The organism is Variovorax sp. AC103, from assembly GCF_979254005.1.
Window position 1 is genome coordinate 79,540 of sequence record NZ_CEEDFC010000025.1, and the last position, 19,794, is coordinate 99,333.

A 19,794-nucleotide genomic window follows, 5' to 3' on the forward strand; every position below is an offset into this window, starting at 1 on the left:
TCATGCTGCCTTCTTGAAACCGCCGGCTTGCGTCGCCACGCGTTCGATGCGCACCACCTGGTGCACGAAGATGCCCGGGGTCACGATGGTCTCGGGGTCGAGGGTGCCGAGCTCGGCAATGTCGTGCACGGTGGCCACGGTTTTCTTCGAGGCCATGGCCATCACCGGGCCGAAGTTGCGCGCGGCCTTGCGGTAGACCAGGTTGCCCCAGCGGTCGCCGCGCTCGGCCTTGATGAGCGCCACGTCGCCATGAATGGGGTACTCCAGCACGTACTGCTTGCCGTCGATCTCGCGGGTTTCGCGGTTGCCGGCGAGCTGCGTGCCGTAGCCCGTGGGGCAGAAGAAGGCGCCGATGCCGGCACCGGCGGCGCGAATGCGCTCGGCCAGGTTGCCCTGGGGCACCAGTTCGAGCTCGAGCTTGCCGCTGCGGTAGAGGCCGTCGAACACCTGGCTGTCGGCCTGGCGCGGAAAGCTGCAGATGATCTTGCGCACGCGGCCGGCCTTCAGCAGCGCCGCGAGGCCGGTCTCGCCGTTGCCCGCGTTGTTGTTGACGACGGTGAGGTCTTTGGCGCCCTGCTCGACGAGGCCGTCGATGAGTTCGTTGGGAATGCCGGCGGTGCCGAAGCCGCCGATGAGAACCGTGGCGCCGTCCTGGATGCCTGCCAGGGCGTCCGCGACCGAGCGCGCGATCTTGTTGATCATGAAGCTTGTCTCCGGGTGAGAGGAAAGAAGAAACCAAACCGCCGTCCACGACCTGCGAGCTGCCAGATTCTGCGAACCCTCGATTTGTTCGTCTAAAGAACATTTGTTCGTATAATGAATTCTAGAGACGATCGCACACCATGGCAACCCACCCCACACAAACCAATACACCTGACACGCCCGCCCCCGGCGACAGCTACGTGCAGTCGTTCGCGCGCGGCCTGCAGGTGATTCGTTCGTTCAGCGCCAATGCGCCGCGCCAGACGCTCAGCGAGGTGGCGGCCGGCAGCGGGCTGACCCGCGCGGGCGCGCGCCGCATCCTGCTGACCTTGCAGACGCTGGGCTATGTGGTGACCGACGGCAAGCTGTTCACGCTCACGCCGCGCATCCTCGACCTGGGGTTCGCGTACCTGTCGTCCATGCCGATCTGGAACCGCGCCGAGCCGGTGATGGAAGCGCTGGTGCAGCAGGTGCAGGAGTCGTGCTCGGCCGCGGTGCTGGATGCGACCGACATCGTCTACGTGCTGCGCGTGCCCACGCAGAAGATCATGCGCATGAGCCTGGGCGTGGGCTCGCGCCTGCCCGCCTATTGCACGTCGCTGGGCCGCCTGCTGCTGGCCGACCTGGACGACGACGAGGTGCGCGCGCGGCTCGACGCCTCGAACATCGAGGCCATGACCAAGCACACGGTGACCGACGTCGAAGCGCTCATGGCCAAGGTGGCGCAGGCGCGCAGGCAGCAGTGGTGCCTGGTGAACCAGGAGCTAGAAGAAGGCCTGATCTCCGTGGCCGCGCCCATCGTCAACCGGCAGGGCCGCATGGTGGCCGCGCTGAACATCAGCGGGCAGGCCAACCGCACCAGCGCGAAGGTGATGCAGGAGACGATGCTGCCCGCGCTGGTGGATGCGGCCAGGCAGGTATCGCGGCTGCTCTAGCAGCAAGAACCACGGGCCACAGCCCTGGGCTCAGCTGTCCGAGTGAATGCCCTTCATGATGATCACCCCGCCCAGGCGCGTGGTGTCGGCGCGCATGCGCTTGGCCAGGGTGTCGGGCGAACCGGGCTGCGCCTGCCAGCCGGTCTTGAGCAGGGCCTGGCTCACGTCGGGCGAGCTGATCACCTCGACCAGCGCCGCGTTGAGCCTGGTGACGGCTGCGGGCTTCATGCCGGCGGGCGCGGCCAGCGCGGTCCAGATCTCGAGGTCGGCGCCGCGCACGTCGGCATCGCGGATGGTGGGCAGCTCCTGCGCCAGCGCGCTGCGCTCGGGCGATGTCACGCCGATGGCCTTGACCTTGCCCGACTTGATGTGCGGCAGGGCCAGGCCCGGCGGCAGCAGCGCCAGCTGGATCTCGTTGGCCAGCAGGCCGGCGATGACCTGCGGGTTGCCGGTGTAGGGCTTGTGCTGCGCCGTGATGGCGGCGCGGCTCTTGATGAGCTCCATGCCCAGGTGGCCCACGGTGCCCACGCCCGGCGTGCCGTACCTGGCGCCGCTGCCGAGGTTGCGCACCCACAGCAACTGGTCTGCCGCGGTCTTGCCTTCGGCGCTGCCTGACACCACCAGCACCAGCGGCGCAGTGCCGATGAGGCCGACGGGGGCGAAGTCTTTCTCGGGGTCGAACGGCAGCGACGGGTTGAGCAGCCTGGCAATGGTGAGGTTGCCGTTGATCAGCGCGCCGATGGTGTGGTCGTCGGTGGCCTTGGCCACCAGGTCGGCCACGGTGTTGCCGCTGGCGCCGGGCTTGTTCTCGACCACCACCGGCTGGCGCAGCAGCTTCGACAGCGGCTCGGCCACGGCGCGGGCCGCGAGGTCGGGCGACGCGCCCGCAGGAAAGCCCACAAGGATGCGCACGGGCTTGGTCGGCCAGGCGACGTCGCCGGCGGAAGAAGCGGAGGAAGAAGAGGCGCGCTGCGCCCACGAGGCCTTCGCAAGCAGCGATGCGGCAACGGCTGCCGCGCCGCCTTCGAGCAGGCGGCGTTTGGTGATCGTCAAGGTGACTCCAGAGAGTGAAAGGCCGGCGAATGCGGGTGCATTTGCTGACAGCGGGCTGACCGCCGGACTTACAAGACGTTACGTGATCGTGCGGCGTCGCGCAAGTCAGACGGAAGCGTTCAGCCGGGCTTTCACCTCGGGCCGGGATGCAGCAGCAACTTGCGCTGCGTGGGGAACAGCGACCAGCCCCAGCGCTGTTGCGCGTAGCCCCACAGGCCCTGCTTGAAGAACAGCGTCACCCCGATCGCGAGCAGGCCCAGACCCAGCAGGTACCAGGTGCCGTAGTCGCTCAGGAACTTGTTGAGCGCCCAGAAGATGAGCGCGCCCACCAGCGGCCCCTCGATGCGGCCGATGCCGCCGATGACCACCATGAAGATGGCGAAGGCCGTCCAGTTGACGCTGAAGGCCGCGTCGGGGCTGATGCGCAGGTTGCCCACGAAGTACAACGCGCCCGCCAGGCCCGCGCCGAAGGCCGCGACCACGTACACCGCCAGCTTCATGCGCGCGACCGGAATGCCCTGCGATTCGGCTGCCACCTCGTTGTCGCGGATGGCCAGCAGCGCCAGCCCGCGCTTGCTGCGCAGGAACAGGTACACCAGCGCGATGGCCGCGACCACGCAGGCCAGCGCCATCCAGTAGGTGGTGCTTTCGCGCGTGGCCTTCTCGATGCCGCGCAGCGCGGTGAGCGTGGTGCCCGAGCCGCCACCCACCGCCGACACGTTGGCGAAGCTCAGGCGGAACACCTCGGCAATGACCCAGGTGCCGATGGCGAAGTACCCGCCCGACAGCCGGAAGGCGACGAAGGACACAGGTATTGCAACGAGCCCCGCGGCCAGCGCGCCCAGCGGAATCGCCACGAAGGGGTTCAGGCCCGCGAAGTTGCCGAGCATCAGCATGACGTAGCCGCCGAAGCCGAAGAAGGCCTGCTGCCCGATGCTGACCATGCCGCCGTAGCCGGCGAGCAGGTTCCACATCATCGCGAAGATGAAGTAGCAGGCGATCTCGACGAACTCGCGCATCCAGCTCGACTCGCCCCAGAACGGCAGGCTGGCAGCGACGAGCACGAGGGCGATGCCGACGACAAGCGCGGCGCGGCTCGCAGCGGTGGCGCGTGCTACGGCGATGAGGGGCGGGGGCGTGTTCGTCATTCGGTTCATCCGCGCGGTCATCCACGGGTTTGGGGAAAGAGCCCCTGCGGGCGCAGCACCAGCACCACCAGGAACACGATGTGCCCGGCCCAGATGCCCCAGCCCGGATCGAGCCGGAAGCCGATCTGCTGCGTGACGCCGAGGATCATCGCGCCGGCCAGCGTGCCCCAGAAGGAACCCATGCCGCCGATGATCACGGCCTCGAAGGCGAACAGCAGCAGCAGCGGGCCGTCGGACGGCGACACGGTCGTGCGCATGCCCTGCAGGGTGCCCGCGATGGCGATGAGCACGAAGGCGATGGCCGTGGCGAAGGCATAGACCTTCTTCGCATCGAGCCCCATGAGCTCGGCGATCTCGCGGTCGTCGGACACCGCACGAAACGACCGGCCCAGCGCCGTGCGCGCGAAGAGCCATTCCAGCGCGCCCGTCGCGACGACCGCGATGGCCAGCACCACGAGCGGCAGCACACCGAGCGAGAGCGAATCGCCCAGCGCCACGCCCTGCGTGTTGAGCCCGCCGGTCTCGATGGCGCGCGGGTCGGCCGAGAACAGCTCGAGCAGCAGGTTCTGGATGACGATCGACAGGCCGAAGGTGACGACCAGCGAAGGCAGCGGGTCTTTGCCCAGCGTGCCGTTGAGCACGTAGCGCTGCAGCGCGTAGCCGAAGCCGAAGGCCACCGGCAGCACCGCGAGAGCGACCAGCCACGGCGCCACGTCGCCGCCGAGGGACACGCCCGCGATGACGGCGAACGCGCCGAGGATGATGAAGTCGCCCTGCGCCGTGTTGGTCAGGCGCATGACGCCGAACATCAGCGACTGGCCCAGCGCGAACAGGGTGTAGAGGCCGCCGAGCAGCACGCCTTGCACGAGGGTTTCAGCCATGGGCGGCCTCGATGCCGAAGTAGGCCTGCGAGATCTGCTCGCGCGTCAGGTCCGCGGAGCGGCCTTCGAGCGACACGCGGCCTTCCTGCAAACAGTAGATGCGCCGCGAGACCTGGCGCGCCATGGTCACGTCCTGCTCGACGATGACGACCGTCATGCCCTCGCCGGTGATGGCGGGCATGGCCGCGTAGATCTCGCGGATGACGATGGGCGCGAGGCCGAGCGAAAGCTCGTCGCACAGCAGCACCTCGGGGTTGCTCATGAGCGCGCGGCCCAGCGCGACCATCTGCTGCTGGCCGCCCGACAGCGAGGTGCCCGGCTGGTGGCGCTTCTCGGCAAGGATGGGGAACAGGGTGTACAGGCGCTGCAGGTTCCAGGGGCCCTTGCGGTTCGCGGTGGCGCCCATGAGCAGGTTCTCCTCGACGCTGAGGCTGGGGAACAGGCGACGGCCCTCGGGGACCATGGCGAGGCCGCGTCGGACGATCTCTCCGGGTGGGAGACCGCCGATCGGGTCGCCCTTGAAATGGATCGCGTCGCGGGGCGCACGCACCAGGCCGGTCAGGCTTTTGAGGAAGGTGGATTTGCCCGCGCCGTTGGCGCCGATGATGGCGACGAGCTCGCCCTGGGTCAGGGTGAAGTCGATGCCGAACAGGGCCTGGGCGTCGCCGTAGAAGGCCTTGAGGGCGTGGGTTGCGAGGAGCGCGTTCATGGCATTTGCTGCCTCCCCTTCCGGGGGAGGGTTGGGGTGGGGGCAAGCGGCGGTCGATGAAGCGCGGCGGCCAAGCCAGCGCCGTCGTGCCCCCATCCCAGCCTTCCCCCGGAAGGGGAAGGAGCAATGCAAAGACAGCTCGCGCTCATGCCTCCATCCCCATGTACACCCGCCGCACTTCCGCATCGTTCATCACCGCGCGCGGCTCCCCTTCCGCCAGCTTCTGCCCGAAGTTGATGACGAACAACCGGTCCGCCAGCGACAGTAGCGCATGCACCACATGCTCGATCCAGATCATGGTCACGCCCCGCGCCTTGATGCGCTTGAGTTCGTCGACAAGCACCGCGGCTTCAGGCTCCGTGAGCCCGCCCGCGATCTCGTCGAGCAGCAGCAGTTGCGGCCGCGTCGCCAGCGCACGCGCCAGCTCGAGGCGCTTGCGGTCCAGCAGCGTGAGCCCGCCGGCCGGTTTGTTGGCATGCGCCATCAGCCCCGTCTGCGACAGCACCTCGTGCGCCGTCTGCCACGCCTCGCGCTCGGTCTGCTGCCCGCCGAAGCAGGCGGCCGTCACGAGGTTCTCGAACACGCTCATGTTGCCGAAGGGCTGCGGCACCTGGTAGCTGCGGCCGATGCCCGCGTGGCAGCGCTGGTGCGGCTTGAGCCGCGTCACGTCGCGTCCCGCGTACTCGACGCGCCCCGCATCGACGCGCGCATCGCCAGAGATCAGGTTGAACAGCGTGGTCTTCCCCGCGCCGTTGGGCCCGAGAATGCCCAGCGTCTCGCCCTCGGCGACCGACAGCGTGATGCCGTCGGTGACCTTGAGCGCGCCGTAGGACTTGCTCACGCCATGCAGTGCCAGCAGTGCCATGGCGTTCTTCAGAGCAGCCGCAGTGTGCCGCCGGTGGGAATGTTCGTGGCCGCCTCGTTGTTCACGATGGTGAGCTCGACCTTGTACTTCTTGCCCTTGCCCCACTGGCCGAGCACCAGCGGCGTCTTGCTGACGTTCTTGAACGGTCCTTGCCCGCCCCACTTCACCGGGCCGACCACCGAGTTGATCGACGTCGCTGCCACCGCATCGCGCACGTCATCCGACTTGAGCGACTTCGACCGCGACAGCGCATTGGCTGCCACCTCGAACAGCGCATGCGCAAAGCCGATCGGCTGCGTCCACTGCTTCTTCGCACCGGCCTCGTAGGCATCGGCCAGCGCCTTGGCGCTTTGCTGCGTGAGGCTGGACGTGAAGGGGTGCGACGGGCTCCACCACACCTCGGTCGACAGGCCGTCGCCCAGGTCGCCGAGCGCCTCGATGGCACCCGGGAACAGCAGCGCCTTGCCCAGCGTGATGATCTTCGGCTTGAAACCCTGCTGCCGTGCCTGCGTGAGGAAGGTCTTGGCGTCGGGCGGAATCACCACGCCGGTGACGATTTCCACGCCCGCGCTCTTGAACGCCGCGATCTGCGCGCTGAAGTCCTGCGTGCCGTTCTGGAAGCGGCCCGGGTCGGTGAGCGTGAAGCCCATCGCCGCGAGCGGCTTGGGAAAGCCCAGCTCCTTGTCGCCCCACGCGTTGCCGTCGCCGTCGTTCGGGAACAGCCCGCCCACCTTCTTGTTGGTGGCGAGCGTCTTCCACCCGTTGGTGTAGTTGGCGATGACGTCTTCCAGGCCCCAGAACATGTGGTACGTCCAGTTGAAGCCCCTGGCCGCGTCGCCCTTGCGACCGAAGAACCACGGCTGCCAGGGCACCACGCTGGAGATGCAGGGCACCTCGTTGAGTTCGCAGGCGTCGCTCACGGGGTTGGCGGTCTCGGGCGTGCCTGCCGTCAGCACCAGCGCGACCTTGTCCTTCAGGATGAGGTCGTTCGCCACCTCGCCCGCGCGGTTGGGGTTCGACTGGCTGTCCTTCAGCACGATCTGCACCGCGTATTTCTTGCCGCCGACGCTGATGCCGTCCTTGAACGCGGTCTTCATCTGTTCGATGACCCATTTGTCGGCCTCGCCGAAGGGCGCGAGCGGGCCGGTCTGCGGCGACACGTAGCCGATCTTGAGCGTGTCGGCCGCGAACACCAGCGGTGCCGCGCCCGAGGCCACGAGTGCGGCGGTGGCCTGCGTGAATTGCCTGCGATTGAATGTCATGGTTGTCTCCGTCTCTTGTGTTCTTGATGGATGCCGCCCGGTCAGGCGTCAGCGCGCGAAGTGCGGCGGTATCTGCGCGTCGACGTTCACCCACACGCTTTTGACCTGCGTGTATTCGCGCATCGCGTCGAACCCCATCTCGCGGCCGTAGCCGCTCTGGCCGACGCCGCCGAAGGGCGAGCCGGGGTTCACGCGCTTGTAGCTGTTGATCCACACCATGCCGGCGTGCAGGTCGCGCGCCACCTTGTGGGCGCGCTGCAGGTTGCTGGTCCACAGGCCGCTGCCCAGGCCGTAGTCGGTGCCGTTGGCGATCTGCATCGCCTCTTCGTCGGTCTTGAAGGTAAGCACGGTGACGAACGGGCCGAAGACTTCTTCCTGCGCCACGCGGTCCTTGTACGACCTGGCGCGCATCACGGTCGGCTCGACGTAGCAGCCCTGGGCCAGATCGCCCCCGGGCGACTTGCCGCCCGCGAGCAGTTCGCCGCCCTCGCCTTGCGCCACCTCGACGTAGCTGAGCACCCGCTCGCGGTGCTGCGCGCTGGTGAGCGGGCCCATCTCGGTGTTGTCGTCGAGCGGGTTGCCCAGGCGAATCGATCTGGCGAGCGGAATGAACTGCTCGAGAAACGCATCGGCGATCTTCTCGTGCAGCATCAGCCGCGAACCCGCAATGCACGCCTGCCCCTGGTTATGGAAGATGGCCCACGCGCTGCCGTTCACCGCGGCCTGCAGGTTCGCGTCTTCGAACACGATGTTGGGGCCCTTGCCGCCGAGCTCGAGCTGCACCTTCTTCAGGTTGCCCGCGCTGGCCTGCACGATGCGCCGGCCCGTGGCGGTGCTGCCGGTGAAGGCGATCTTGGCGATCTCCGGGTGCTCCGCGATGTACTGGCCCGCCACGCTGCCCAGGCCCGGCAGCATGTTGACCACGCCGGGCGGCAGCCCCGCCTCGGCCATCAGCTCGGCGATGCGCAGCGAACTGAGCGGCGTGATCTCGGCCGGCTTCATCACGATGCAGTTGCCGGCCGCGAGGGCGGGCGCCATCTTCCAGCTGGTGAACATCAGCGGGAAGTTCCACGGCACGATCTGGCCGACGATGCCGACCGGCTCGCGCAGCGTGTAGTTGAGAAAGCCCTCTTCCACCGGAATGGTCTCGCCCTGGAACTTGTCGGCCATGCCGCCGAAGTAGCGAAAGCACGCGGCGGTGCGCGGCACGTCGAGTCGGCGCGAGTCGCGGATGGGGTGGCCGGTGTCGAGCGATTCGAGGCGCGCGAGTTCTTCCGCGTTGGCCTCGATGAGGTCGGCGAGCTTCAGCAGGATGCGGCCGCGGTCGGCGGCGGCCATGCGGCTCCATTTCGGGAAGGCACGCTTCGCCGCGGCCACGGCCTTGTCGACGTCGGCCTTGCCGGCCAACGCGACATCAGCGATGGGCGTGTTGTCGTGCGGGTTGAGCGTGGCCAGGGTGTCGCCGGATTCGGCGTCGACGAAGCGGCCGTCGATGAAGAGCTGGTGGCGGATGGATGGAGCAGGCATGGGCGTTCCTCTCCCTCCCCCGCTGGGGGAGGGTTGGGGTGGGGGCATCTTCAAAGAGGGCGCGGGCCTGGAGAGCCCCCACCCCTGCCCTCCCCGAAAGGGGGAGGGAGTAGGCAATTCAGAACTGCACGGGGATCTCGGGGCTTTCGCCCTTCTGGATCTCATGCACCAGGCTCGGCGACCCGTTCTCCCACACCAGCAGCATCGAGCGCTTGGGGCTGAAGCCCTGGTGGCGGCAGTAGGCGGGCATGGCGGCCATGTCGCCCGCCTTCATGATCACGCGGGCCATCGGGCGGCCGGTGTTCTTGTCGCCGCAGTCCCAGTGGATCTCGTCGGTCATCTGGAAGAACCACTCGACGCGGTCGTTGCCGTGGATGATCGGCAGGATGTGCTCCTCGGTCGTCGGGCACATGTAGCTGTGCTTCACCACCGAGGTGAAGCTCGGGTTCCACGTCACCTGCGAGCGGCTCAGGAAGCCGAAGAGGTTGAAGCCGTGCACCTCGTTCTCGAAGCCGGGCTCGGGGTGCAGCTCGGGCTGGCCTTGGGGCACGTCGGCAAAGGCGCGGTTCACGGGTGCGCCGCGTGCGTCGCTGCGCAGGTCGAGGTCGCCCTTCAGGCCGACGCAGCGCTTGGCGAGTTCGCGCGCCCTCGTGATCCTGGCGGTGTTTTTGCCGCTCTTGCGGCCGTAGGGCGAGCCGGTTTCCTGCGGCGCGGCGAAGGGGTCGAAGCTCTCGTTGGTCCAGTCGTCGAGCATGGCCTCGAAGGTGGCGCGGATCTGCGCGGTCGGAAAGTTCTCGAGCAGGTCGATGCCCGCGTCCTTCATCGTGCCGTTGAAGCTGCCGGCGTAGAGGTCGACCGACTCGTAGTGGTTGACGGTGCCGAACACGTCGTCGAAATTGACCCAGCCGTAGAAGAAGCCCCACGCCACGTCGCGCATCAGTGCGCGCAGGTAGCTGCCGGCGTCCATGGTGTGGCTCATGGGGCGGCCGTCGCGGGTCTTCCAGCCGATGTGCACGAAGTATTCGTCGCGGCGAAAGCTGAAGCTGCCGAGTGAAAAGTCCTTGTAGCCGAGCGTGGCGTCGGGTTGCGATGCGATCACGCGGGCGAGTTCTGCGGGTGCGTTCATGGTGCGGGGCTCCTGTTCGATGCGGTCAATGCGTCTGGCAGATGTCGGCCCACTTCTCCACCGAGAGCTCGCCCTTGCAGCTCTGCAGCACGATCACGCCCGGCTCGCCGGCGTTGCGGAACTGGTAGGCGGTGTTCTTCGGCAGCAGCCCCTGGTGGCCGCGGGAGAGCTTCATCCAGCCCATCTTCCGGCCCTTCGGCTCGCCCTTCACGAGCACGGCGCCGTTCTTTTCCTTGTCGGCGACGGTCTGCGCAGCGTCGAGCTGTACCAGGTGCACTTCGACGTCGCCGTCCATCACCAGCGCGAATTCGTCGTGCGCGCAGGTGTACCAGGGCGAGGTGCCCTCGGCGCGGAGCGTTTCCAGAACATAGATCTGGTTCTGGCCGAACACGACCTTCTCGTAGGGCTTGCTGAGGCTGGCGATCTCGAAGCAGTTGGAAAACGCGTAGTGGCGCACGTCGTCGTCGATCGGCTCGACGTGGCCCTTCTCGAAGTGCTTGAGCGAACCGAAGCGGGTCTGGTACGCAGTGGAATCGGCGGCTGTCATGGCTTGTCTCCTTGTGTTCTCTCGAATGAGCGAACTCTAGGAGCCCTGAGTCCCCGCCGGTAGGGACCAGTTTGGAAGAGGATTATTCGGAGTCTCCGAACAATCGGCCGGGTTTACCCCCGCTCCCCAGCAGCCCGGCCGCCCCTTCCAGGGACACCGCGGAACCGGCTCCGCCGGCCCGCAGGTGTCGCCCCCGGCGAGTGGGAAGGAGAGGCGACACGAAGTGCGCGAAGCCTGGGGGCGTACCTGTCACCCGCTGGAGCGGCTGAACTCGATGAGCTCCGCCGGGATCAGGCCGCGCTCGATCAGCGTGGCGTCCCACGGCGGCACGCGCGTGAAGCGCGTGGCGATGTGCTCGATGAACAGGCGCAGCTTCAGCGCATTGCGCGAGGTGCCCGCGTACACGGCGCTCAGCGAGAACGACGACAGCTGGTGTTCCGGCAGCACCACGCGCAGTTCGCCGCGCGCAATGGCGTCGCCCGCCACCAGCGTCGGCAGGCACACGATGCCCGCGTGCTCCAGCGCGTATTCGCGCAGCAGGTGCACGCTGTTGGTCAGCAGCGCGGCGGCCAGGTAGATGGTGATCTGCTCGCCCTGGTGATGAAAGGTCCAGCGGTCGCGCGTGGGGTAGCCCGAGTACAGGCCCAGCTTGTGGCGGTGCAGCTCGCGCGGCGAGCCCGGCGTGCCGTGGGCCTCCAGGTAGGCCGGCGTGGCGCAGAGCACGCGCCGCACCGGGAACAGCGGGCGCGACACCAGCTCCTGCGAGGTCGCCGGGAAGATCTGCAACGCGCAGTCGACGCCGGCTTTCACCGGGTCGGCCACCGCGTCGCTCACGATCAGCTCGAGGTGGATGTCGGGGTAGGTCGTCTGGAACTCGCGCAGCAGCGAGGCGAAACGCCCCAGCACCATGCCCGTGAGCGCATGCACGCGCAGCGTGCCCGACGGCGTGCCGCGCGCGTCGCGCATCTGGTCGACGATGTCGTTGGCGCGGCCTACCAGCTCGGTGCAGTCGCGCAGGAAGGCCTGGCCCATGTCGCTGAGGCGCACCACGCGCGTGCTGCGGTGGAACAGCGGTGCGCCCAGGAACTCCTCGAGCTGCTTGACCCGGGTGGTGACGACCGAGTTGGCCACGCGCAGCTGGCGTGCCGCCTCCGCGAAGCTCTGGGTCTGCGCGACACGAACGAAGGTTTCAATGCTTTGGAGGCGATCCACGGCGGCACTGTACTGCGGGGAAGGGCCAGGCGGCACTGGGGGCATCGCGGACACGACGAAACGCCACGAACCGCAGGAACCGCACGAACCGCACGAACCGCACGAACCGCATTAAAGGCTGTCATCGCCGTATCGAGAGGTTAACCACCCCACTTACAATGCCTGCCGCATCACCCACCCCCTTACGAGGTCTTGTCCGCAATGCCCAAGAGCCCCAGGCCGCGCGCCCGTTTCAGCTTTTCCCCCACCGTGCGTGCCCTCGTGCTGGCCGCAGCGGCCTGTGGCATGTCGGTTTCCGCCTTGGCGGCCGTCGAGCATGAGGACGTCGACAAGCTCATGCAGGCCGGCAAGCTCGACGAGGCCATGACGCGGGCCGACGCCTTCCTCAAGGACAAGCCGCGCGACCCGCAGATGCGCTTCCTGAAGGCCGTGATCCAGCTCGACACCGGCAAGCGCGCCGAGGCCATCGCCGCCTTCACGCAGCTCACGCAGGACGCCCCCGAACTGCCCGAGCCGTACAACAACCTGGCGGTGATCTACGCGAGCCAGAACCAGTTCGACAAGGCGCGCGCCGCGCTCGAAAGCGCGATTCGCACCAACCCCAGCTATGCCACCGCCCAGGAGAACCTGGGCGACGTGTATGCACGGCTGGCCAGCCAGGCCTACAGCAAGGCGCTGCAGCTCGACCAGAACAACACGGCCGTTCAGCCCAAGCTGGCGGTGATCCGCACGCTCTTCACGCCGACCCCGCCGGGCGGCAAGGCGACGGCGCTGGTCGCCTCGGCGGCACCTGCACCTGCACCTGCACCTGCACCTGCTCCCGCGCCCGCCCCGGTGGCCAAGGCTGCGCCGGCACCTGCGCCCGCCCCCGTTGCACCGCCGCCGGCCAAGGTCGCACCCGCACCCGCACCCGCACCGGTCGCCGCCGCACCCAAGGCACCGGAGGCCACGCCGGCGCCAGCGCCCGCACCGGCACCGGCAGCCAGCTCCGCAGGCAACGCGGAAGTCGAATCGGCCGTGCGCGCCTGGGCCGCGGCCTGGGCCGGGCAGGACATGGACCGCTACCTCGGCGCCTACGGGCCCGACTTCGCGCCTGCCGGCGGCCAGAGCCGCAAGGCCTGGGAAGAAGACCGTCGCGCGCGCATCGTCGGCAAGAGCAGCATCAGCGTGAACATCGAGAACCTCGTCATCAAGGTCGACGGGCAATCGGCCACTGCCAAGTTCCGCCAGATCTATCGCGCCGACAACCTCAACATCTCGAGCCGCAAGACGCTGGACATGCAGCGTTCGGGCAACCAGTGGCACATTCGCAAGGAAAGCGTCGGCGGCTAGTGGCAGACATCGTCCGGCATGGCCGGCTTCAGAATCCTCCGTTCGGTCCGCGCAGCGGACACCTGCTCGCGGCGCTGATGACCGCGTCGGCGCTGATGCTGGCGACGCCCGGCGCGGCGCTGGCATCGGGCACCGCCAAGGCGGCGGGCAACGCGAAGGCCGGCGCCAGCGCCGCCGCCAAGGCGAGGCCCGCGAACAGCGGCAGCCGTTCCGCCAAGGAAGCCAAGGGCGCTTCGGCAAAGGCCCAGGCTCAGGCCCAGCAGGTCAAAAGCAGGAAAGGCGCAGCCGCCGACACCCGGTCCGCCGCGGCAAAGCCGGCGCGCCGCGGCGCACCGGCCGCCATTCAGGAAGCAGGCGGCGCCGAAGCCCGCCTGATCGCCGTCTACGAGATGTTCGGCCGCGGCCAGGCCCGCCCCGCGCTGGCCAAGGCCCGCGACCTCGTGCGCGACTACCCGAACTTCCAGCTTGCGCAGCTTGTCTACGGCGACCTGCTCGCCGCGCAGGTGCCGCCGACGAACGCGCTGCCCGACACGGCCAGCATCGCCAGGATGCGCGGCAACCCCGCCATGAGCGACCTGCACGAGGAATCGAAGCGCCGCCTGCAGGCGCTGCGCGAGCGGCCGCCGCCGAACACTGTGCCGTCGCAGTTCCTGGCGCTCTCCACGCGCAGCCGTTACGCCATCGCGGTCGACGCCTCGCGCTCGCGGCTGTACCTGTTCGAGAACACCGACAAGGGCCTGAAGCTCACGGCCGACTACTACATCTCGGTGGGCAAGTCGGGCACCGACAAGCTCGCCGAGGGCGACGCGCGCACCCCGCTGGGCGTGTACTACATCACCAGCAGCCTCGACCCGAAGTCGCTGAAGGACTTCTACGGCGCGGGCGCCCTGCCCATCAACTACCCCAACCCGTACGACGCGCGACGCGGGCGCACCGGTGGCGGCATCTGGCTGCACGGCACCCCGCCCCAGCAGTTCGCCCGGGCGCCGCTGGCGAGCGACGGCTGCGTGGTCATGGCCAACCCCGACCTCAAGCAGCTTTTGCGCAAGGTGCAAATTGGCGCCACCCCCGTGGTGACCGCGCGCAGCCTGCAATGGATTTCGCAGCCACAGGCGGAAAAAGAAGCCCAGTCAATTACCAGCGCAATCAATGGCTGGAAAGAAGCCCGGGCTGCCGGAAATGAAGCGCAATTGAAGAAATTCTATTTGCCCGACTTCCAGCGCAGCAGCAAGAAGACAACCGAAGGCATTTCCGCCGTCGACGACGAAGTGAAATACGCGCAGGGCAAGCGCGTGCAGCTCAAGGACGTGTCGTACCTCCACTGGCGCGACGGCGACGACACCATGGTGGTCACCTTTGGCGAAGTCTTCGAGGGCGACAAGAGCGGGCGCTCACGGCGCCAGTACTGGCTGCGCCAAGGCAGCGAGTGGAAGCTCTTCCACGAAGAAATCCTGGGCTGACGCCCGGCTGACGCTGCACCGAGGCCCGGCTGGCGAGCCGCGAAGGCCGGGCTGAGATCGCCCGAGGCCGGGGGACATCCCCCGAGACCGGGCAGACATTCCATTAGGCCGTGCTGACATTCCCCCAGGCCCTGCTGGCGATCCACGGAGGCCCTGCTGGCGACGCGGGCACCCCCTGAATTCGTGACTTTTTGCTCACGGTTTTTGGCTTTCTTCGCTGTTACAACTGCCTGTTTGTGGCCTTGCGCTACGTAACACGTAACGCGTTTGTGCCCGTAACACACCCCTGCTGGACGTTCCGTGTGACGTAACGTGCCCTCCCATTTTCATGGGAGGTGGGACAGCACCTACAGAGGGAAGATTTCGTTTCAGAACTGTCAGCCAGCTGACCAGGCAGGCCCTGGCTCGGACTGGCAAGAGGCTTGCAAGCCTCCGTTTGGTCTTCCCTCGTACCACGGCCTGTGGGTACAACCTCGGGGTAACCGATGTTGATACACAGAGTTACCCGGGATAACATTCGTCTCGCCAGCGTTTGTTAACACTTCCGAAAGGGGAAATCATGCTCAGCTCTATTACTCGTTTTTTGCGCGATGAAGAAGGTGCGACCGCAATTGAATATGGAATTATTGCGGGGCTGATTTCAGTCGTGATGATCACGGCGATCACCGGCACCGGAGGCATAGGCGCCAAACTGACCACCATCTGGACCAACATCAAGACGGCTATTACTGCCGCATAAAAAGGTGCGCGTCCAGGCAATAGCATCGGTGTATTTGATGTGGTTGCTCCTCATAGCCACCTATGACTTCAGACAACGCCGAGTTCCCAATTGGCTTGCGCTTGCAGGTGCCGTCCTGGCGCTCGCAACGCTTGCCATTGGGGGCGGGCCATTCGAGAACGGATGGAAGACCGCCTTGCTCGGAGCAGGCGTCGCATTTGGCGCGTTGCTACTTTTCTATGCCTTCGGACTCATGGGGGCGGGCGACGTGAAGTTCGCCGGTGCCCTTGGACTTTGGGTAGGCCTCGGAGCGCTACTGCCCATCTGGATCATCGGCAGCATCTTGGCCGGCCTGCATGCCGTGCTCTGGTTGGTTCTTCAGCGTTGGCCCGTTTTGCCGAGGCTTTCGCAAGCGCTGTTCAACTCGCAGTTGTCGGCGTCTGCCCGTCCGTCTTCAACGCGGGTGCGCTTCATCCCCTATGCGGCCTATCTCGCGCTGGCCGCGGTGGTCTGGATGGTTTGGGGTCGACAGAGCGGGTAGTTGCGCTGTCACCAGGAGTTGCTCATTGATAGCCCCCCGTTCCTCACCCTCGACACGCCGTTCATGATCAATCTCACAAAAATCATCGCAGTCATCCTGGTACTTCTGGCCCTAGCGCTCGGCGGTTACGCATGGATGCTCAGCCGCCAAGCCCCGCCGCCCATCGCAATCGCTCCGGCATCTGGAACTGCTCCCGTCGCCAAAGCAGCGCAGAGCCAAACCTTCGCCGTGGTTGTCGCAGCCAAACCGCTGCCCGCCGGCCAGTCGATTCCCGCGGATGCGCTGCGTGTGGAGCGCTTGACGATCAACCCTGCGGGCGCATTTCAGGAAGCAACGCCTGTTGTTGGGCGTGTGCCGGTGATCGACTTGGGCGAAGGTACGCCGCTTTTCGAATCCCAATTGGTCTCGGGGCTGGCTCTGCGCGTTTCCGAGGGAGAACGTGCCGTAGCCATCAAGGCCGACGAGACGATGGGCGTGGGAAACCGAGTGCAGCCGGGCGACTTCGTCGACGTCTTCCTGATGCTCAAGTCCGATGGCAAGGACATCGATCGCAGCCAAGCACGCCTGCTTCTGTCGCGCAAGCGCGTACTCGCCTACGGCAACGCCTCGGTGGATGGTCTGCCTTCGAAGACGGACAAGAACGCTGCGACGCAAGCCCAGCGTGCGGAGCCGGCCCGTACCGCCGTGCTCGCGGTGCCGGTGGACGACATCAACCGTCTGACGCTCGCCGAGAGCAGCGGCCGCTTGGTGCTGGCGCTGCGCAATCCCACCGACATGTCGGAACCCGATCCGAAGCTCTTTGCCCAGTTGCCGACAGCCCTGCAACCGGCGCCGCCAAAGGCGGGCGAGCCGCGTCGACCGCCGCTCGAAGGTCTGGACCGTGCGCAGGCCGGCATCACTGCGGCCGACTTTGCGACGGGTGGTCAGCCGAGCGCCGTACGCGTGCCCACCATCGCTGCGGCGCGAACCTCGGAGACGAGTACCGGTGGTGTCCGCCGCGGAATCCAGGTCGAAGTCATTCGCGGCGACCGCAGCGAAACCGTCAATTACTGATCAGCGCAAACCCATGCATGCCTTGCAGGAAACGAACAAGATGAAGCTCGCACCTCGCGCGAAAGCAACCGCTCCGGCACGTCCTTTGCGGCCTGCTTTCGCAGTGCTGTGTCTGCTGGCAGCGGGTGCATGGCCCGTGCTATCCACGGCGGCGGACACGGATGCCGTGGTGTCCCGCCCCGCGCTTCAACTGCGGCTCGACGCAGGCACGCAAAAGGAACTGCTGATTTCCAAGGGCATCGAGCGCATGGCCATCGCAGATGAAACGATTGCGGGTGTTTCGCTGACCCGTCAATCGCCCAACTCGCCTGCCGCACGCCTCATCGTCACAGGCAAGGCCGCCGGCAGGACAACGCTCATGGTCTGGGAAAAAGGCGGGTCGAACGCCACGGTGTATGCGCTCGAAGTACGGCGTCGTGCCTCGACGCTTACAGGCTCTCTCAGCAGCATGGACGCTCACCAGGAAGCACGCGACGCCGCCATGGCTTCAGGCGGCGAGAAAACGGCGCTCATCGACCGATCTGTCGTCGACGTGCGAAGCAACACGGTGCAGGTCGAGGTCAAGATCGTCGAGTTCAACCGCAGCGTGCTCAAGCAGGCCGGCCTCAACATCTTCAGCACCCGCGCCAACTCCAACGGCTTCAGCTTCGGCGTCTTCTCGCCGTCGTCGCTGGGCTCGGTGTCGTTCGCTTCCAATGGCGCGATCAGCGGCGAGTACAACAATCCGCTTGCACAGGCCTTCAGCCTGTTGTTCAACTTCGGCAAGGCCGGCCTCGGGCTGAACGTCGGCTTCCTCGAAGGCAACGGCATGGCACGCGTGCTTGCCGAGCCCACGTTGGTCGCCCTGTCCGGCCAGAGCGCAAGCTTTCTCGCCGGCGGCGAGTTGCCAGTGCCGGCACCACAAGGCCTGGGTACGACGAGCATCGAATACAAGCCCTTCGGCATCGGCCTCACGCTCACGCCCACCGTGCTGTCGAACGACCGCATCGTGCTGAAGGTGGCGCCCGAGGCCAGCGACCTGGACTACACCAACTCGCTGAGCATTGGCGGCGTCGCGGTGCCGGCCATCAGCACGCGCCGTGCCGACACCACCGTGGAACTCGGCGACGGCGAGAGCTTCATCATCGGCGGCCTCGTGAGCCGCACCACCACCTCGAATGCGGACAAGGTACCGCTGCTCGGCGACATCCCTGTGCTCGGTACGTTCTTCAAGCAGAACAAGTACCAGATGAGCGAGAAGGAACTGGTGATTCTCGTCACCCCGCATCTGGTCAAGCCGATCGCACGCGGCACCGATCTCGCGCCGTACCTCCCGGGTGGCGCAGAGCAGCGCGACGGCCCGGTATGGCGCGCGCACCTGCTGGGGCCGGCCTCGGGCACGACCGTGCCGGGCTTTTCGCGTTGACGGCCAAGAACGAGCACAGCCGGTGTCCGACGCCATGAACGCTCCACGCGACAACCTTCCCGAGACTGGCACGGAGACCTATCTCTTCGCCTCGTCCAGCGGCAGCCACATCACGTGGATGACCGACGCGCTCAGCCGGCTGGGGACCGTGGTCGTGCTCGCGCCCGATACAAAGTCCATCGACGAACGCATCGCGCTGCTCGGCCCGGTGGCGGTCTTCCTCGACTTCTCGGGAAACAACGCTGGCGCTGCCAGCGAACTCCACCAGCGCCTGAAGCGCGACTGGCCGACGCTGCCCGTGCTGGCAGCAGGCGTCTCGGCCGAGCCGGCGTCCATGCTCGCCGCATTGCGCGCCGGCGTGGACGATTTCGTCGACATGGGCGAACCGCCGGCCGAAGCCGTCAGCACGCTGCGCAAGCTGCTGGATCGCCGCAGCACCATCCAGGGCGGCACGCGTGGATGCACGCTCGCCCTGCTCGGCGCGCGGCCGGGCATCGGCGTGACCACGCTCGCCGCCAGCCTGTCGCTGATGCTCAACGACATGTTGTCGCAGGCCCCACCGCGTCCCCAGGGCCGCAGCGCGCGCCGCGGGGTCGCGTTGCTCGACCTTGGTTTGCCGGCCCGCGACGGGCTTCTCTATCTGGACACCCAAAGCGGCTTCAGCTTCGTCGACGGCGTGCGCAACCTGCGCCGACTGGACCAGACGCTGCTGCACACCGCGCTTGCCCACCACACGAGTGGCGTTGCCGTGCTCCCCCTGCCCGCCAGCCTCGCGCAGGTGCGCGAGATCTCCCATGCCGATTCGGTCTCGCTGATCAAGCGGCTCGGCGACTTCTTCGACTTTCAGGTCGCCGACCTCGGCGGCTTCTCGACCATCGACTTTGTCGCGCAGACCGTTCAGGCCGCGCAGCGCAGCTGGGTCGTCTGCGACCAGAGCATCGGCGCGATCGTCTCCACGGCCAATATGCTCAAGGAATTGCGCGCACGCGGCATCGAGACCGAGCGGCTGTCGCTCGTGGTCAACAAATTCGACAGCCACGTCGGTCTGTCCGCCAAGGACATTGCCGACCGGCTGGAGCTGCCGCTGCGCCACGTGCTGCCCGCACGCGGCACGCAGTTGCTGGCGGCCGCGAGCCGCGGAGAGATGCTGGTACGCACCTCTCGCAGCGACGCGTACTCGCAGGCCGTAGCCGGTCTGGCGCGCGGGCTGCACCAGGAATACATGTCGGAGTCGGGCCAACCACCGGCCAAGGATCCACGCTGGGTTGCGCTCATGTCGCAAGTCACCGGCCTGTGGAAGAGTTCACACGAAGGTTGA

General features: G+C 67.0%; 19 protein-coding genes. 8 read left to right on the top strand and 11 right to left on the bottom strand.

All coding sequences use genetic code 11. The features are described from left to right. A complete protein-coding gene (locus AC0IYU_RS29080; protein ID WP_472124337.1) occupies nucleotides 1-702 on the bottom strand; it encodes a 3-oxoacid CoA-transferase subunit A in 702 nt (233 codons plus the stop codon). 140 nt (nucleotides 703-842) lie between these two features. On the opposite strand from AC0IYU_RS29080, the gene AC0IYU_RS29085 reads away from it, so the two are divergent. Next, nucleotides 843-1,637, top strand: a complete 795-nt coding sequence (locus AC0IYU_RS29085; protein ID WP_472124340.1) for an IclR family transcriptional regulator domain-containing protein — start codon at nucleotides 843-845, stop codon at nucleotides 1,635-1,637. Between the two features lie 30 nt (nucleotides 1,638-1,667). Here the strand turns inward: AC0IYU_RS29085 and AC0IYU_RS29090 are convergent, their stop codons facing one another. The 10 genes from AC0IYU_RS29090 to AC0IYU_RS29135 form a co-directional block, all read right to left on the bottom strand. Next, entirely contained in the window at nucleotides 1,668-2,690 is a 1,023-nt protein-coding gene (locus AC0IYU_RS29090; protein WP_472124343.1) for a Bug family tripartite tricarboxylate transporter substrate binding protein, read from the bottom strand. Between the two features lie 131 nt (nucleotides 2,691-2,821). Next, nucleotides 2,822-3,838, bottom strand: coding sequence for a branched-chain amino acid ABC transporter permease (locus AC0IYU_RS29095; RefSeq protein WP_472124345.1), 1,017 nt, complete (start codon nucleotides 3,836-3,838; stop codon nucleotides 2,822-2,824). A 17-nt stretch (nucleotides 3,839-3,855) separates the two neighbouring features. Next, complete coding sequence (locus AC0IYU_RS29100) at nucleotides 3,856-4,719, bottom strand: branched-chain amino acid ABC transporter permease (protein ID WP_472124348.1); 864 nt, start codon at nucleotides 4,717-4,719, stop codon at nucleotides 3,856-3,858. Next, on the bottom strand, nucleotides 4,712-5,428 hold the full coding sequence (locus AC0IYU_RS29105; RefSeq protein ID WP_472124351.1) for an ABC transporter ATP-binding protein: 717 nt from the start codon (nucleotides 5,426-5,428) through the stop codon (nucleotides 4,712-4,714). The genes AC0IYU_RS29100 and AC0IYU_RS29105 overlap by 8 nt, the downstream gene beginning before the upstream one ends. 145 nt (nucleotides 5,429-5,573) lie before the next feature. Beyond that, nucleotides 5,574-6,293, bottom strand: a complete 720-nt coding sequence (locus AC0IYU_RS29110) for an ABC transporter ATP-binding protein (protein WP_472124354.1) — start codon at nucleotides 6,291-6,293, stop codon at nucleotides 5,574-5,576. Between the two features lie 8 nt (nucleotides 6,294-6,301). After that, nucleotides 6,302-7,555: an ABC transporter substrate-binding protein gene (locus AC0IYU_RS29115; RefSeq protein ID WP_472124357.1), complete on the bottom strand. Its 1,254-nt coding sequence runs from the start codon at nucleotides 7,553-7,555 to the stop codon at nucleotides 6,302-6,304. A gap of 48 nt (nucleotides 7,556-7,603) precedes the next feature. Then, nucleotides 7,604-9,067 (bottom strand): aldehyde dehydrogenase family protein, encoded by a 1,464-nt coding sequence (locus AC0IYU_RS29120; RefSeq protein WP_472124457.1) that lies wholly within the window; start codon nucleotides 9,065-9,067, stop codon nucleotides 7,604-7,606. Between the two features lie 133 nt (nucleotides 9,068-9,200). Continuing rightward, nucleotides 9,201-10,208: a hydroxyquinol 1,2-dioxygenase gene (locus tag AC0IYU_RS29125; RefSeq protein ID WP_472124360.1), complete on the bottom strand. Its 1,008-nt coding sequence runs from the start codon at nucleotides 10,206-10,208 to the stop codon at nucleotides 9,201-9,203. 25 nt (nucleotides 10,209-10,233) lie between these two features. Further along, a complete protein-coding gene (locus AC0IYU_RS29130) occupies nucleotides 10,234-10,755 on the bottom strand; it encodes a cupin domain-containing protein (protein WP_472124363.1) in 522 nt (173 codons plus the stop codon). Nucleotides 10,756-11,004: 249 nt separating this feature from the next. Next, complete coding sequence (locus AC0IYU_RS29135; RefSeq protein ID WP_435436931.1) at nucleotides 11,005-11,967, bottom strand: LysR family transcriptional regulator; 963 nt, start codon at nucleotides 11,965-11,967, stop codon at nucleotides 11,005-11,007. 201 nt (nucleotides 11,968-12,168) lie between these two features. Here AC0IYU_RS29135 and AC0IYU_RS29140 point away from each other — a divergent pair, with 201 nt between their 5' ends. The 7 genes from AC0IYU_RS29140 to AC0IYU_RS29170 all read left to right on the top strand — a co-directional run bounded on the left by AC0IYU_RS29140 (nucleotide 12,169) and on the right by AC0IYU_RS29170 (nucleotide 19,794). Beyond that, nucleotides 12,169-13,299 carry a tetratricopeptide repeat protein gene (locus AC0IYU_RS29140; protein WP_472124366.1) on the top strand — a complete coding sequence of 377 codons (1,131 nt, stop codon included), beginning with the start codon at nucleotides 12,169-12,171 and terminating at the stop codon, nucleotides 13,297-13,299. Beyond that, nucleotides 13,299-14,759 carry a L,D-transpeptidase family protein gene (locus tag AC0IYU_RS29145; protein ID WP_472124369.1) on the top strand — a complete coding sequence of 487 codons (1,461 nt, stop codon included), beginning with the start codon at nucleotides 13,299-13,301 and terminating at the stop codon, nucleotides 14,757-14,759. The genes AC0IYU_RS29140 and AC0IYU_RS29145 overlap by 1 nt, the downstream gene beginning before the upstream one ends. 559 nt (nucleotides 14,760-15,318) lie before the next feature. Continuing rightward, the gene (locus AC0IYU_RS29150; protein ID WP_472124372.1) at nucleotides 15,319-15,498 is read left to right on the top strand and encodes a Flp family type IVb pilin; all 180 of its coding nucleotides are present in this window, start codon (nucleotides 15,319-15,321) and stop codon (nucleotides 15,496-15,498) included. Nucleotides 15,499-15,535: 37 nt separating this feature from the next. Next, entirely contained in the window at nucleotides 15,536-16,018 is a 483-nt protein-coding gene (locus AC0IYU_RS29155) for an A24 family peptidase (protein ID WP_472124376.1), read from the top strand. A 63-nt stretch (nucleotides 16,019-16,081) separates the two neighbouring features. Beyond that, a complete protein-coding gene (gene cpaB / locus AC0IYU_RS29160) occupies nucleotides 16,082-17,071 on the top strand; it encodes a Flp pilus assembly protein CpaB (protein WP_472124379.1) in 990 nt (329 codons plus the stop codon). Nucleotides 17,072-17,111: 40 nt separating this feature from the next. Beyond that, nucleotides 17,112-18,476: a type II and III secretion system protein family protein gene (locus tag AC0IYU_RS29165; protein ID WP_472124382.1), complete on the top strand. Its 1,365-nt coding sequence runs from the start codon at nucleotides 17,112-17,114 to the stop codon at nucleotides 18,474-18,476. 22 nt (nucleotides 18,477-18,498) lie between these two features. Further along, a complete protein-coding gene (locus AC0IYU_RS29170) occupies nucleotides 18,499-19,794 on the top strand; it encodes an AAA family ATPase (RefSeq protein WP_472124384.1) in 1,296 nt (431 codons plus the stop codon).

Bases quoted from the DNA above. Each gene is read 5' to 3' on its own strand.
- AC0IYU_RS29080 (WP_472124337.1), bottom strand. From the start codon at position 702: ATGATCAACAAGATCGCGCGCTCGGTCGCGGACGCCCTGGCAGGCATC.
- AC0IYU_RS29085 (WP_472124340.1), top strand. From the start codon at position 843: ATGGCAACCCACCCCACACAAACCAATACACCTGACACGCCCGCCCCC.
- AC0IYU_RS29095 (WP_472124345.1), bottom strand. From the start codon at position 3,838: ATGACGAACACGCCCCCGCCCCTCATCGCCGTAGCACGCGCCACCGCT.
- AC0IYU_RS29100 (WP_472124348.1), bottom strand. From the start codon at position 4,719: ATGGCTGAAACCCTCGTGCAAGGCGTGCTGCTCGGCGGCCTCTACACC.
- AC0IYU_RS29105 (WP_472124351.1), bottom strand. From the start codon at position 5,428: ATGAACGCGCTCCTCGCAACCCACGCCCTCAAGGCCTTCTACGGCGAC.
- AC0IYU_RS29110 (WP_472124354.1), bottom strand. From the start codon at position 6,293: ATGGCACTGCTGGCACTGCATGGCGTGAGCAAGTCCTACGGCGCGCTC.
- AC0IYU_RS29115 (WP_472124357.1), bottom strand. From the start codon at position 7,555: ATGACATTCAATCGCAGGCAATTCACGCAGGCCACCGCCGCACTCGTG.
- AC0IYU_RS29125 (WP_472124360.1), bottom strand. From the start codon at position 10,208: ATGAACGCACCCGCAGAACTCGCCCGCGTGATCGCATCGCAACCCGAC.
- AC0IYU_RS29130 (WP_472124363.1), bottom strand. From the start codon at position 10,755: ATGACAGCCGCCGATTCCACTGCGTACCAGACCCGCTTCGGTTCGCTC.
- AC0IYU_RS29140 (WP_472124366.1), top strand. From the start codon at position 12,169: ATGCCCAAGAGCCCCAGGCCGCGCGCCCGTTTCAGCTTTTCCCCCACC.
- AC0IYU_RS29150 (WP_472124372.1), top strand. From the start codon at position 15,319: ATGCTCAGCTCTATTACTCGTTTTTTGCGCGATGAAGAAGGTGCGACC.
- AC0IYU_RS29155 (WP_472124376.1), top strand. From the start codon at position 15,536: ATGTGGTTGCTCCTCATAGCCACCTATGACTTCAGACAACGCCGAGTT.
- cpaB (WP_472124379.1), top strand. From the start codon at position 16,082: ATGATCAATCTCACAAAAATCATCGCAGTCATCCTGGTACTTCTGGCC.
- AC0IYU_RS29165 (WP_472124382.1), top strand. From the start codon at position 17,112: ATGAAGCTCGCACCTCGCGCGAAAGCAACCGCTCCGGCACGTCCTTTG.